This is a genomic window from Phytohabitans maris (genome assembly GCF_031085175.1).
Classification (GTDB): domain Bacteria; phylum Actinomycetota; class Actinomycetes; order Mycobacteriales; family Micromonosporaceae; genus Phytohabitans; species Phytohabitans maris.
Genome location: NZ_JAVHUY010000007.1, coordinates 32,455 through 45,609 on the forward strand (window position 1 = coordinate 32,455; position 13,155 = coordinate 45,609).

Below are 13,155 nucleotides of genomic sequence, written 5' to 3' on the forward strand. Positions count from 1 at the left end.
GCCCACCTTCATCCTTTGAGGCCGGAGGAGTAGCCGCGGAACACGGCCTTCTGCATGGCCAGGAAGGCGATGAGAATGGGAACGGATGTCATGATCAGCGAGGCGAAGATGAGGTGCCACTGCGCGCCGTAAGTGGAGACGAAGGTGTACACCGCCAACGGCAGGGTCGCGTTTCCGGATCCGGTGAGAAACAGCAGCGGGGTGTAGAAGTCGTTCCAGATGGCCACCGCGTTCAGAATCACCACTGTGCCGGTGATCGGGCGCACCATAGGCAGGATCACATGCCAGAACGCCTGGAGGCGGTTGGCGCCGTCGAGGGCGGCCGCCTCGTCGTAGTCGCGCGGGACGGAGCGCAGGAACTCGGTGTAGAGGAAGATGCACAGCGGCATCTGGACACCGGCGTACAACAGGACGAGAGACCACACGCCGCCGACCAGACCGAGGTTTCGCATGGTCACGTAGAGCGGGATCAGCGCTAGCTGGAATGGCAGCAGCAGGCCGAAGACGAAGGTCGCGTAGGCGAGCCTGGACCAGCGGGCGGTCACGCGCGCCAGCGGGTAGGCAGCGAGTGAGGCCGTGACCACCAACAGCCCCACGCTGGCGACGGTGACCACGATGCTCGAGATAGCCGCCCGCCCCAGGTTGGCAGACGTCCACGCCTCTGTGAAGTTGGCCAGCGTGGGGTGTGTTGTCGGCACGAGTTGAGGGGTTGGGTCGTCCGGACGTTTGAAGGCCGACACGACCAGCACGTAGACGGGAATCAGATAGACGATCGCGACCGCGTACAGGATGATTTCGAGGGTAAGTGTCCCTTTCCGATAGCGGTTCATCGGCGATAGTCCCTCCGGTTGGCGATGCGTAGCTGCACAACCGCGAACAGAAGTGCGAGAAGAGTCAGGACGACGGCGATCGCGGTGGAATAGCCGAACTTTCCGAACACGAACGCCTCCTGATAAAGCATGGTCGACAGGGTGTGCGTCGACGTGCCAGGACCACCGCGGGTGATGATCCAAACTTGGTCGAAGATCTTGAGTCCGCTGATGGCCACCAGGAGGAAGCCGATGGTCGCCGCCGGACGCAGCATCGGAAGCGTAATGTGACGGAAGACGCGGACCGGACCTGCGCCGTCGAGCCGTGCCGACTCGATCAGTTCGTCAGGAACGTTCTGTAGCCCTGCCAGATAGATCACCATCAGGTACCCGGAGAACTGCCACAGGATCACGGCGACGATCGCCCAACGCGCGAGGTTCGGCTCGGCCAGCCACTCCTGCTGGAGCGACTTGAGACCCACCATGCCGAGGATCGTGTTGATGGGCCCGTCCGGGTAGTACATGTAACGCCACAACGCCGCGACCACGACCGGGGTCACCACCACGGGGGAGAAGAACACGACGCGCATCAGACCCCTGGACTTGATCTTGGAGTTCAATGCGACGGCGAGGAGCAGGCCGGCGGCGTTCTGCAGCAGGACCAGCACGACGGTGACAGCGACCGTGTTGAAGAGGGCCTGCTTGGCCAGGTCGTCCTGCACCATCCGGCGGAAGTTCTCAAGACCCACCCAGTTGAAGTCTGCACTCAGCCCGTTCCAGTCAGTGAAGGCGTAGACGGCACCTTGGACCGAAGGGATGAGCAGGCTGCCGAACAGGAAGAACGCGGCGGGCAGCATGAAGGCGACGCCCCACCAGTCATGACGCCGCCGACGGCGCGGCGAGCGCCGTTCGACGGTCTGCTGCCCTCCGGCCGGCCTGGCGGCCGTCGCTACGGCACTCTCCATGACACAAATGTATACGTGTTTACGCAGATGTCAAGAGATGTATTCACCCATTACCTGTTGGACACAAAGCCGTGGACCAGGTCGTGGAGCGCATCCGCCGCGAAGATGGCGAACTCCGGGTCATTAATGGGCAGCTCGACCACGACCACCTCAACCGTGGCGGTCCGGATCAGCCGGTCGATGAAACGAGCGTCGGCCCGCGGGTCGTGGAAGGGCTGGCCGTCGGTCGAAAGCGACGAGAATCCACGGACCGGCACGATGATCTTTGTGCGGCCGGTAGCGGCGTTCGCCTTCCGCGCGATGTCCACCGCGACCTCTTCGAGTTCATCGCTGGTGGCCCGCATCAGCGGCACGTTGGGCATGTGCCAGTGGACGACTCGTCCCCGCTCCTCCATCTGGGCCGCCGACGCGGTGGGGACGTTGACCACCTCGACCGCGCCCGGTACGAGGATCTGAGGTAGCCCGCGGCGGTCAAGCGCTCGGCACCGGCGCTACAGATGCCCCCGAGGAGCTCGTCGGTTATCTCCGAAAGTGTCCAGTCCAGCACTCCCCGGAACCGGCCCTGGGCGATGAGGGCCTCCATGTCTCGTCCGCCGCGGCCGTTCGCGTGGAAGACCGCTGGCTCGTAGCCGAGATCCTCCAGCCGACGCCGGGCTATCTCCCCGCCGGTCGTGGTGACTCCGAACATCGTCTGCGCCAGCGCGGATCTCCCATCCGGTGCGGAGGGGACCGCATTCCGGCGCACCAGGGCGCAGATCGTCTCGGCCCCCCGGTCCAGGACGTCGCGGAGCATCTCGTTGAGCCCGGCGACGTCTACGATCGTCGGTATTTCGACCACGTCGCCACGAGGCTCCTCGCCGGGAACGGTCGTCAGTAGGACCTTCGGCATACCCAGCGGTAGCGACGCCAGGATGTGCCGCGCGAGCCAGCTTCCGGTCCCGCCCCCGACCGCGACGACGCCGTCGAGGGCACCGGACGCGACCAGGTCCAGCAGGCTCCGCGCGGCCGCTGCCACGGTCGCCCGCATGACCTCCGACTTCGTGCCGTGCTGTTCCGGCGACGACCGCAGGGAGATGTCGAAACCCTTCACGAGTACGCCTCGCCGGCGCACGGCGGCGCTGAGGAACTCGGCCTCCCGACCTTTCGTGTCCATTGTGGCGACGACAGCGACGGTGGGCGTGGTGGTCATCAGCGGAACCTTTGCTCGATCCGGCCGAGCCCGCCGATCTCCGTGACGAGGACGTCGCCGGGGCATAGGTAGCGGGGCGGGTTCCGTCCCATGCCTACGCCGGCGGGCGTGCCGGTGAAGATCAGGTCGCCGGGGAACAGCTTCACCCGGTGGCTGATCCACTCGATGAGCTGGGGCACCGGATGGATCATCTGAGCGGTGTTGCCCTGCTGGACGACCTCGCCGCCGATGGTGCACCGGATTTCCAGCTTCGCGGGGTTGTCGACCTCGTCCGGTGTCACCAACGTGGGGCCGGTCGGCCCGAACTTCTCGTGGGACTTCGCCATCGACCACTGTGGTACCGGGCCGCGCGCCTGGTCAACCCGTTCGCTGAGGTCCTGTCCCACCGTCAGGCCCGCGACGCAGTCCCAGGCGCGCTCCGCGGGTATGCCGCGGCCGCCTACCGCCATCACGACCACGAGCTCCGCTTCCCAGTCGATACTGCGGCCGGCGACGGTGATGTCGGCGTCCGGGCCGGTGAGGCAGGATGGGAACTTGGCGAAGACGAGGGGCTCGTCCGGCGTCGCGGTGTCGGTCTCCTCGGCGTGCGCGCGGTAGTTCAGGCCGACGGCGAAGAGCTGGCGTGGCTGCGGGACAGGCGCCTTCAGGTTGACGTCCGCCAGCGGTTTGGTGCCGGACGTGACGGTTGCCGCCCACTCACGGAACTCCGTCCACCGTGGAAAGACCGCGTCCGGGTCGGGTGAGAACCGGCCTTTGCTCGCCTGCTTCACGTCGGCGACCCGATCGCCGACCACGAGCGCGAGCCGACCGCTGTCGTTGACCAACCTCATCGCTGTTTTGGTCCCTTCTTCCGCACAGGGTCGCCTCGGCTACGTGCGGATGACGATGTTGAGCGGGTGTTCGCCGCCGCGGATGAGCTGCACCTGACGGCGCAGTAGCTCCCGCAGGTAGGGTCTCATCGCGTCGGTGGCGCTTCCCACGTGCGGGGAGATCAGGACGTTGGGCAGCGCCCACAGTGCGTTGGGCTCGGGCAGTGGTTCGGGCTCCACGACGTCGAGCGCGAAGCGCAGGCGACCTGTCTCAGCTTCACGAACGATCGCCTCCGTGTCCGCGACGGCACCGCGAGCGACGTTCACGATGAGGGCTCCGTCCTTGACACGTGCCAGGAACGCCGCGTCGACCAGCCCTCGGGTCGACGCCGACAACGGGACGCAGACGATGACGACGTCCGCGGTCGGCAGCAGGCCCATGAGGTCGTCGGCCGCGTGGACGCGCGGAGCGCCGCGGGCCCGAAGCGCCACCCTTACGATGTCCACGCCGAACGGCGCCAGCCGTTGTTCGACTCCACGGTTGACACCGCCATACCCCACAAGGAGTACGGTTTTCCCCCACAGCCCCGGTGATCGCCGCGGCTCCCATCGTCGGTGCCCGGCGTGGCGGACGTAGGCCGGAAGGTCACGCTGGCTGGCCAGGGTCAGGGCCACGGCCAGCTCGGCGGTCGCCGGCTCGTGCACCGAGGCGGCGTTTGCAAACAGGTTGCCAGGCGGAAGGTGCTCCCGTACGCCCTCAAAGCCGATCGCCTGGCTCTGTACGAGCCCGATCGTCAGGCCGCGCAGGACCGGCAGTCTTTCGGCCGGAAACGCTGGCGGCAGGACGAGTAGGTCGACCCGGGACGCCGGTGGGCTGCCCTCGAAGTCCCAGCGCTGGACCGCCCGCACGCCCGGGTCCGCGGCGAGGCTGTCGGCGACCTCCTCATCAGAGTAAGCCGCTATTGCCGTCACCGTCGCACGGCGGCTTCGGGATGTCGCGACCGCGCTCATCGGGACCGCACGTCCCGGTGGAGGTGTCCGAGCCTCTTGAGGCCGTGCGGCTCCGTCTCGATGGCGACAGCTTCGACGGCCGCCTCCACGGCGGGCATGTGGTGGTCGTCGCCCATGCGCGTCGCGACGAGGTCGCCGGCGTGGACGTCGTACCACTCCCCTTCGGTCTCTATCGGGCCGGAGCCGTGGACGATCGCCCAGTACTCGTGGAAGTCGTGGAAGTGCCGCTCGACCTCGACGTCGTGCCGTGCCTGGAAGACGTTCGCGTCCGAAATCGCCGACCAGGTGCCGCGGACGTGAAGGACCTCGACGGCGGGACCGTAGATGTAGGGGACGACGGCGTGCAGGAGCGCGCCCGTGTCGGGGACGACGAGCCAGTCGCTGCGGTTCAGCGTCACTCGTCCCTTGTCATGGGTGACGGTCAGCTGTCCGCTGACACAGACCAGGAGGGACTTCAGGTCGTCCGGCTCGATGCGCGCGGCCGTGTCGCGGTCGAGGGTGAGCGGGCGGGTGTCGCTGATCTCGACCCAGTCTGGCCGGCCCGTCGCGTCACCGTTCTTGTAAACAGGCATCGGTCTTCCCAAAGGTTCACTCGTAGAGTCGGGCCGCGCGCGGCACCAACCGCTCCAACTGCGCCACGTGGGCGGGCTCCAGCTCGGCCAGATGCGTGACGCCCAACAGGCGCATACAGCGCTCGATCTCGTCGCCGAGGATCTCGATCGCGCGGGTGACACCGCACTCACCACCGGCCATCAGGCCGTAGGTGTAGGCCCGTCCAACCAGCGCGAGCCGGGCGCCGAGCGCGAGACTGGCGACGATGTCATCACCGCGCAGGATGCCCGTGTCGATGCAGACCTCGAGGTCCGCGCCCACCTCACGTGCGACGACGGGAAGCAGGTGGAAGGGCACGGGCGCCTTGTCAAGCTGGCGTCCGCCGTGGGCGGAGAGGACGATCGCGTCGACGCCGTGGGCGGCGGCTAGGCGGGCGTCATCGAGCGACTGGACTCCTTTCAGCATGATCTTGCCCGGCCAGGCCGCGCGGATCCAGGTCAGGTCCCCGAACGTGACCGACGGATCGAACGCCTTGGCCAGCAGGAGGCTGGCGTCCTCGGCCTCCTCAGTCATGGAAGCGAACGTGATCGGAGGGCTCGTGAGGAGGTCGACCCACCACCGGATGTGGGGGGCCGCGTCGGCGATCGTCCGCAGACCCACCGAGAACAGTGCCGCCCGCTCTCCCTTCGGCGGCCTCCGGAACCCGTTCCTGATGTCGCGCAGGCGGCGGCCGCTCACGGGGACGTCCACGGTGACGACCAGAACCGTGAACCCGGCCGTCCACGCACGGTGGAGCAGCGCGGTGGAACGTTCGCGCTCCGACCAGACGTACAGCTGGAACCAGTTCGATCCCTGTCTGTTGGCTGCCCGCACTGCTTCCGGGCTCGCCGTGCCCATGGTGGACAGACAGAAGGGGATGCCGGCGCGGCCCGCGGCTCTCGCGCCGGCCAACTCGCCGTCGGCGTGGAGCACGCGTGTGAACCCGGTCGGAGCAATAGCGAAGGGGCGCGCGAACGTCTCACCCAGGACGGTCACTGTCGTGTCCACCATGGACACATCCCGCAGCACCCGGGGGTTGAACTGGACGTCGACGAACGCCTGGCGCGCCCGCGCGATGGTCACCTCCTCGTCGGCCGAGCCGTCGGCGAAGTCGAAGACGAAACGCGGCACCGAACGCCGCGCGATACCGCGCAGGTCAGCGATCGTATGCGCTCGTCGGATGCGCTCCTTCCGCGTGCGTGCCACGGGGCGCTCGAACAGCACATAGGCTCGGAGTTCGGACGGCCGCGGGATTCGCCTCGGCATGGTTGCCTCCGGTCAGAAATGCTCGGTACGCCCAGGGCTCGAGCCACTCGAGCCCCGCAGGAAGTCCATGTCGACACCTTCGTCGGCCTGCAACACATGGTCCGTGTACAGCCGGGCCCACCCTCGCAACGGTGGTCGCGGCGGCTTGGTGTGCTGCCGCCGTCGTTCGGCGAGTTCGGCCTCGTCCACATCGAGGGCCAGCACGCGCGCATCGGCGTCGAGGACGACGTAGTCACCCGATCTCACGAGAGCCAGCGGGCCGCCAGCGGCTGCCTCCGGGGAGACGTGCAGGACCACCGTCCCGTACGCCGTCCCGCTCATCCGCGCGTCGCTGATCCGCACCATGTCGCGGACGCCCCGTTCGAGCAGCTTTCGGGGAAGCGGCAGGTTGCCCACTTCGGGCATGCCGGGAAATCCGACCGGGCCGCAACCGCGCAGCACCAGTACCGAGTTCTCGTCGACCTGCAGGTCGGGATCGTCCATGCTCGCGATGGCGTCCTCGATCCCGTCGAAAACGACAGCCGGCCCCCGGTGCCGTAGCAGGTGTGGAGACGCGGCGGCGGGCTTGATGACCGCGCCCTTCGGCGCGAGGTTGCCGCGGAGCACCGCGATGCCGCCGTTCTCCAGCAGCGGTGTTTCCGTCGTACGGACCACGTCCTTGTCGTAGATCGTCGCATCGGCGAAGCCGTCGCCGAGCCGCTGCCCCGTCACCGTCATTGCGTCCTGGTCGAGGTGGGCGCCGACCTCGCGCATCACTGCGCGGAGCCCGCCCGCGCGGTGAAAGTCGTCCATCAGGTAGCGCCCAGCCGGCTCGAGGTTCGCGATCAGGGGGACCTCGCGTCCTGCCCGGTCGAAGTCGTCCAGCACGAAGTCGATGCCCAGCCGACCGGCCACCGCGAGGAGGTGGACGATGGCATTCGTCGACCCGCCGATCGCGGCCAGCACGACGACTGCGTTGAGGAACGCGGACCGCGTCATGATCTGGCTCGGGCGTCGATCCGCGCGGACCGCCGCGACGGCGGCTGTGCCCGTCCGATGGGCAACTCGCAGGAGTTCGACGTGCGTCGCAGGCACGCCAGCCGCGCCGGGAAGGCTCATTCCCAACGCCTCGGCCAGGCAGGCCATCGTCGAGGCGGTGCCCATGGTGTTACAGTGACCACGTGAGCTGATCATGGCACTCATCGCGCCTTCGAGGTATGCCTGGCTGACCGTGCCGGCCCTCGCCTCCTCACCGATCCGCCAGATGTCAGTGCCACAGCCGACCCGTGCGCCCGCGTGGAACCCGGTCAGGGCCGGCCCGCCGGACATCACGACGGCGGGGAGGTCGACCGACGCGGCAGCCATCAGCAGCGCGGGGATCGTCTTGTCGCACCCGCCGAGCAGGACTACCCCGTCAAGGGGATTGGCTCTGATCATTTCTTCGACGGACATCGCGGCCAGGTTCCGGTACATCATTGCCGTCGGCCGCATCGCCGGTTCGCCCAACGACATGACCGGCATGTGCATCGGGACTCCCCCGGCCGACCAGATGCCGTCGTGCACGCTGCGCGCGACCTCGTTGAGGTGCGCGTTGCACGGCGACAGGTCGGACGCGGTATTGACGATCCCGATGTGAGGCCGTCCGTCGAATGCCTCGTCTGGGAGCCCGCGTTGCAGGAAGGCCCGGGTCGCCAGAACCTCGGCGCTGTCCCCCCGGTACCAGATGTCGGCGCGCCGCCGGGTCTCGAAGGACCGTCCAGGGTCCTCGTCGCTGGCCATATACCTGCCTTCCTTACGCGGCGGAGAATGCTTCGGCTGCCTCGGCGCGCGGCCGCGACGCGAACAGCGGCCGCAGGTCCACCGCTGGAGCCGCACCGATGGTCTTGAGGTACCGCAGCGCCTCAGTGGTGTCCCAGGGCACTGCGGTCCCCCGTGCGCAGTCATGGAACTTGGCGTCGAGCGCGTTCACATCGGTGGCCGGCAGGAAGGGGAACGCGTCCGTGCGGTGGCGAACCACCTCACCGTCGACCTCGACCTCCACCATCGCGAACTCGGGCGACGCGGCGGTGCCAGGCTGCTCGGCGAGCTCAACGAGCGGAAGGAGATCGACGATCTCCGGTCGGGTCACCGCCGAGTCGGCGAAGGACGCCATCGAGAGCGCGCCGTCCAGCAGTGCGGCGGCCACCACATACTCGGCACTGAACTTGCCCTGCAGCCCGGTCGTCGGCCGATGGTGGATGAGCTGTAGGAAGCCACCTGGCTGTTGCACCACCCGCACGCGCTGGACCCGGTCCAGCCGGTGACGCACGGACGGCGCGAGGGCGAGCGCCGAGGCGGCGGGGCGGTGGGTCGCTCCGCAGCACGGCCATCGCTTCATCTGGGTACCCCGGTCGGACACGACCGTCCACCCGTCAGGGAAGAGCTCGGCCGGCGGTCTCGGGCGCGGCCGTTCCCCGTAGAGAGCCAGAAACCCGGCGTCCGCTTCGATCTGGTCGGGGGCGCTAGTGAAGCCACGACGGGCGAGCAAGGCCGACAGCACCGCGTTCTTGCTCGCGACTCCGGCGTGCAGGGCCTTGGTGTGCGTGCCGAAGTTCCGGCGGCTGCCCGAGGCGGTGGACGCGGCGATGCCGAGCGCACTCTGCGTCTCGTCAACGGACGAACCGAGCAAACGGGAGCAGCCGGCCGCGGCGGCAACGACGCCCACGACGGAGGTCGTGTGCCACCCCTGCTCGAAGTTGGCCCGGGCAGGAAGCAGGCGCGCGATCGCGCTGGCCACCTCGAAGCCCACGACGTAGGCGTCGACAAGCTCTCTTCCCGACCTGGCGAAGGCTTCGGCGACCGCGACAAGCGCCGGGACCAGAACGACGCTGGGGTGACCGTTGATCGCGTCGGCGATGTCGTCGAGGTCGTGAACGTGCCCGTCGTACGCGTTAAGGAGGGCGGCGACGGTAGGCGACGTCGTGGCCCCCGTCGAGACGACCGTGCTCTGTCCATCGGGCAGGGGCTCGTACGTGGCGTGCAGCATCCGTGAACCTGGGCTCGATCCACCGGCCACGCAGCACGCGACCGTGTCGATGACGGCGGCTGTCACCGCGGCATGAAGCTCCGGACCATGGAGGCTCGCGTGGTCGTCGGTGGCGAACTCGGCGAGGGCGCGCGTGATATGCACTGTGGATCTCCCGCCTAGCTCACATAGTCGGCGATGTACGCAGTCGCCCCAGAGCGACAGGCGTCGATTGCCGCGAACATCATGGCGACGCTCTGCAGGTTTTCCCGAGCGCCGCTCTCGGGCTCGCGCCCTTCGTCGGTCGCCGCGAGGAACTCGGCGAACGCAAGGGCCTGGCCATCGTGTGGGTGTCCGACGCTGGCCAGTTCCTGTGCCGGTGCTCGGAAGTCTTCGCTGCGTACTCCCTGGTGCGCTCCCCGGGTCGCAAGGTAGAGGGACGGGGCGACCATCGTGACGGCACCCCGGTCGCACTCGGCGCGGATGTCGCCATACCAGGAGGTGAGATCACCGGAGGATCTGATGTACGCGGTGTAGACGACCGGAACGTCACCTTCCATCTGGAAGACCAGGGATGCGGCGACGTCGCCCTCGAAGCCGCTGCCGGGCGGGTTCCACGAGGCGCCGGACACGGATACCGCGTTGACGCCGAGCAGCGCGCGGATGAGGTCGAAGTGATGGATCGACATCTCGGTCAACAGGGGATCTGCCATGCGATGGCGGAAGTTCGAGCCGATGCCCCAGAAGAACTCCGCAGCCCGGAAAGTCACGGTGAGGTGGCCCAACGGCCCTACCTCGCTGTGCTCCAGCGCCGACCGGAACCGCTTGACCCAGGGGTGGAACCGGCCCTTCTGCGCGACCATCAGGGCTCCCGGTGAGGCGTCCGCCAGCTCCGCCAAGCGTCGGCTCGCGGCCATCGTGTCGGCGAGAGGTTTCTCGGTCAGGACATGCAAGCCGGCCTTGAGCGCAGCGGAAACGACAGTCTCGTGGAACGCAGGAGGCACGACACAGACGAGGGAGTCGGCGTCGACCTGCGCAAGAGCTTCCGCAAGGTCGGTGAACTGTCGTGACGAGTCGACGCCGAGGCGGGCGCCGGCCGCGCCTAGGGCGTCGACATTGGTATCCACGAGCCCGACCACGTCGACGCGATCGCGCGCCTTCCCCAACGTCTCGAGCCACAGTTCCCCATAGCCGCCCACGCCGCACTGGATGACTCTGCGCACTTCACGACCCTTCGACATGGGAGGTCTTTCAACCGCGTCTAGTGTACACGGACAGCGACAGATGTACACAGCTGCACTAGCATAACCAAGAAATAAGGACAGATGTACACAGACGCGCTAGCATGGGGAGAGGCGCCTACACACGGAGCAGGATTCATTCATGGCGAACGCTAGGCAGACGAGCACGTCTGGCACGACGTCCGCGCCAGACGCACGGCAGCAGTCGTTCTACCAGTTCCTGAAGGGCGAAATCCTCGCCGGCGCCTACGCGCCCGGACAGAGTCTCGTGGAAGGCAACCTGGTCGAACTCTACGGCATTAGCCGCACTCCCGTCCGAGAGGCGCTGCAACGCCTTGAGCAGGACGGGATCGTGGAGCGTGGCTTCCGGTCCGCCTACCAGATCAAGGCTCGCAGCGACCAGGAGCTCCTCGACCTCTACGACGTGTGGGTTGCACTCGAAGAACTGGCCGGCCACACCGCCGCCTCCGCCGCCAGCAGGATCAACATCGCCCAGCTCAAAGGCATCCACGCCGCGATGGAGCAGTGCGACAGGTCCGACACCGAGTCCCTGGAGGCACTCGACTTCTCGTTTCACATCGCGTTCGCCGAGGCGACCCACAACGACGCGCTCATCGAGGCGCTGGACCGCATCTACAACCAGATCCGGGCGACGGGTGACGAGCGCGGGGCGACGACGACGCCTCAACGCTGGGCGGACATCCTGACCGAACACGGCGAGTTGCTCACCGCGATCGAGGCCGGAGACCCCGAAGCCAGCGCCCGGATAAGCCGCGAACACATGGACAGGGCCCGGTCACTGCGGATCGCCCTCTCGTCCCGCGGGCGCCCGGAGGTCCGGGGACCACGTCGGCTCGCGGCGCAGCGCCCGCGCTGAATAACTACCCCTCTACGGCTCGCTGGCCGCGCGCGCGAGCCACATACTCGATTGCGTTCTCGACGATGCGGGTCCGCTCCGGCCCGGTCGTCTCCCGCCGAACCCTCGCAGGCACGCCAGCGACCAGCGAGTTCGGCGGGATTGTCGTCCCCTCCAGCACTACTGCTCCGGCCGCGATCAACGACCCGGTCCCGATCCGGGCCCCGTTGAGTACCACAGCACCGATGCCAACGAGGACACCGTCCTCGACGGTGCAGCCGTGGAGAACGGCCCGATGGCCGACGGACACCCGCTCGCCCACCGTGACCGGAAAACCGGGATCGGTGTGCAGCACACATCCGTCCTGGACGTTGCTGTCTCGCCCGATCCGGATCTCGTCGCCATCGCCACGGAGCACAGCGGCATACCAGACGCTCGATCCGGCGGACAATGTGACGCGTCCGACGACAACGGCGCCGGGCGCCACCCATGCGGTCTCAGAACGCGACCGCATCGGCGCCCTTAAGGCACAATCTTTGACGAGCCTCTTGCGGGGTCGCCGGTTCGCGGTCGAACATGGCGGCGAGCGAGACGGCCTTCTCGACTAGGTCGACATTGGACTGCGCCGGCTCTCGGCGCCGCACTCGAAGGTTGTCCTCGAGGCCGACGCGGACGTTGCCGCCGAGCATCAACGACAGGGCCACCATATTGAACTCGGCAGGATAGCCGACCCCGGCCGCGGACCAGGTGAACGCGTCGCCGAAGAGCCGCTGCGCGGTCCGCAGCATGTGGACGAGCTGGTCCGGCTCGGCGGCGTTGGCGCCGAGAACGCCCAACACGAACTGGATGTTGAACGGGGGCTCCAGGATTGCCTCCTTGACAAGCTGCTGGAGGTTGTAGAGGTGGCCGACGTCATACACCTCGATCTCGGGCCGTGTCTCGGATTCCTCCATCAGGCCTGCCATATAGGTCATGTCCGCGAACGTGTTCTTGAAGATGTAGTCGCGGGTTCCCTCGAGGTAGTCGCGCTCCCAGTCCCGAAACGGCAGGTCCCGCGCGGCGACCGGAAACAGGCCGAAGTTGAAGCTGCCGGCGTTGAAGGTGGCCATCTCCGGGCGAAACCTCAAGACGGCGCCACGGTCTTGCACCGTCATGCCCCTCCCGCCACCCGTCGTCGGTTGCAGGACCGCTTCGGTGTTCGCCTTCAGATCACGCAGCACGCGGTCGAACAGCTCCAAATCGGCCACCGGCCGGCCGGTATCCTCCTCGCGGACGTGCACGTGGAGGACGGACGCGCCAGCCTCGACCGCGCGCACGCCCTCCTCGACAATCTGTTCGACCGTGATCGGGATAGCCTTGCTCTGCGCCGGGACGGTCATGCCTCCGGTCACTGCGCAGGTGATGATGACCTTGTCATCCATCTGAGTCTCCTCTG

12 protein-coding genes and 1 pseudogene are annotated in these 13,155 nt (G+C 67.6%); 1 reads left to right on the forward strand and 12 read right to left on the reverse strand.

What is annotated here, in order from left to right:
- Window positions 1–8: 8 nt before the first annotated feature.
- The 10 genes and pseudogenes from RB614_RS08910 to RB614_RS08960 all read right to left on the reverse strand — a co-directional run bounded on the left by RB614_RS08910 (window position 9) and on the right by RB614_RS08960 (window position 10,846).
- Entirely contained in the window at window positions 9–830 is an 822-nt protein-coding gene (locus tag RB614_RS08910; RefSeq protein WP_308711912.1) for a carbohydrate ABC transporter permease, read from the reverse strand.
- Entirely contained in the window at window positions 827–1,774 is a 948-nt protein-coding gene (locus RB614_RS08915) for a carbohydrate ABC transporter permease (protein WP_308711913.1), read from the reverse strand. The genes RB614_RS08910 and RB614_RS08915 overlap by 4 nt, the downstream gene beginning before the upstream one ends.
- A gap of 50 nt (window positions 1,775–1,824) precedes the next feature.
- A pseudogene (locus RB614_RS08925) lies at window positions 1,825–3,029 on the reverse strand (Tm-1-like ATP-binding domain-containing protein).
- Entirely contained in the window at window positions 2,963–3,793 is an 831-nt protein-coding gene (locus RB614_RS08930) for a fumarylacetoacetate hydrolase family protein (RefSeq protein WP_308711916.1), read from the reverse strand. The pseudogene RB614_RS08925 and the gene RB614_RS08930 overlap by 67 nt, the downstream one beginning before the upstream one ends.
- A gap of 39 nt (window positions 3,794–3,832) precedes the next feature.
- Entirely contained in the window at window positions 3,833–4,744 is a 912-nt protein-coding gene (locus RB614_RS08935; RefSeq protein WP_308711917.1) for an NAD(P)-dependent oxidoreductase, read from the reverse strand.
- Window positions 4,745–4,779: 35 nt separating this feature from the next.
- Complete coding sequence (locus tag RB614_RS08940) at window positions 4,780–5,355, reverse strand: AraC family ligand binding domain-containing protein (protein ID WP_308711918.1); 576 nt, start codon at window positions 5,353–5,355, stop codon at window positions 4,780–4,782.
- 16 nt (window positions 5,356–5,371) lie between these two features.
- Window positions 5,372–6,598 (reverse strand): alpha-hydroxy acid oxidase, encoded by a 1,227-nt coding sequence (locus RB614_RS08945; protein ID WP_308711919.1) that lies wholly within the window; start codon window positions 6,596–6,598, stop codon window positions 5,372–5,374.
- 54 nt (window positions 6,599–6,652) lie between these two features.
- On the reverse strand, window positions 6,653–8,398 hold the full coding sequence (locus RB614_RS08950) for a dihydroxy-acid dehydratase (RefSeq protein WP_308711920.1): 1,746 nt from the start codon (window positions 8,396–8,398) through the stop codon (window positions 6,653–6,655).
- Window positions 8,399–8,411: 13 nt separating this feature from the next.
- The gene (locus RB614_RS08955) at window positions 8,412–9,788 is read right to left on the reverse strand and encodes an MmgE/PrpD family protein (protein ID WP_308711921.1); all 1,377 of its coding nucleotides are present in this window, start codon (window positions 9,786–9,788) and stop codon (window positions 8,412–8,414) included.
- Window positions 9,789–9,802: 14 nt separating this feature from the next.
- The gene (locus RB614_RS08960; protein WP_308711922.1) at window positions 9,803–10,846 is read right to left on the reverse strand and encodes a Gfo/Idh/MocA family protein; all 1,044 of its coding nucleotides are present in this window, start codon (window positions 10,844–10,846) and stop codon (window positions 9,803–9,805) included.
- Between the two features lie 160 nt (window positions 10,847–11,006).
- Between RB614_RS08960 and RB614_RS08965 the strand changes: the two genes are divergently transcribed.
- Window positions 11,007–11,741: a GntR family transcriptional regulator gene (locus RB614_RS08965; RefSeq protein WP_308711923.1), complete on the forward strand. Its 735-nt coding sequence runs from the start codon at window positions 11,007–11,009 to the stop codon at window positions 11,739–11,741.
- 4 nt (window positions 11,742–11,745) lie between these two features.
- Here RB614_RS08965 and RB614_RS08970 read toward each other — a convergent pair whose 3' ends face one another.
- A complete protein-coding gene (locus RB614_RS08970) occupies window positions 11,746–12,138 on the reverse strand; it encodes a gamma carbonic anhydrase family protein (protein WP_308711924.1) in 393 nt (130 codons plus the stop codon).
- Between the two features lie 79 nt (window positions 12,139–12,217).
- Window positions 12,218–13,141 carry a beta-keto acid cleavage family enzyme gene (locus tag RB614_RS08975; RefSeq protein ID WP_308711925.1) on the reverse strand — a complete coding sequence of 308 codons (924 nt, stop codon included), beginning with the start codon at window positions 13,139–13,141 and terminating at the stop codon, window positions 12,218–12,220.
- Window positions 13,142–13,155: the final 14 nt, after the last annotated feature.

Coding starts and splice junctions, on each gene's coding strand:
- RB614_RS08940 (WP_308711918.1), bottom strand. CDS start 5,355: ATGCCTGTTTACAAGAACGGTGACGCGACGGGCCGGCCAGACTGGGTC.
- RB614_RS08950 (WP_308711920.1), bottom strand. CDS start 8,398: ATGGCCAGCGACGAGGACCCTGGACGGTCCTTCGAGACCCGGCGGCGC.
- RB614_RS08965 (WP_308711923.1), top strand. CDS start 11,007: ATGGCGAACGCTAGGCAGACGAGCACGTCTGGCACGACGTCCGCGCCA.
- RB614_RS08910 (WP_308711912.1), bottom strand. CDS start 830: ATGAACCGCTATCGGAAAGGGACACTTACCCTCGAAATCATCCTGTAC.
- RB614_RS08930 (WP_308711916.1), bottom strand. CDS start 3,793: ATGAGGTTGGTCAACGACAGCGGTCGGCTCGCGCTCGTGGTCGGCGAT.
- RB614_RS08975 (WP_308711925.1), bottom strand. CDS start 13,141: ATGGATGACAAGGTCATCATCACCTGCGCAGTGACCGGAGGCATGACC.
- RB614_RS08915 (WP_308711913.1), bottom strand. CDS start 1,774: ATGGAGAGTGCCGTAGCGACGGCCGCCAGGCCGGCCGGAGGGCAGCAG.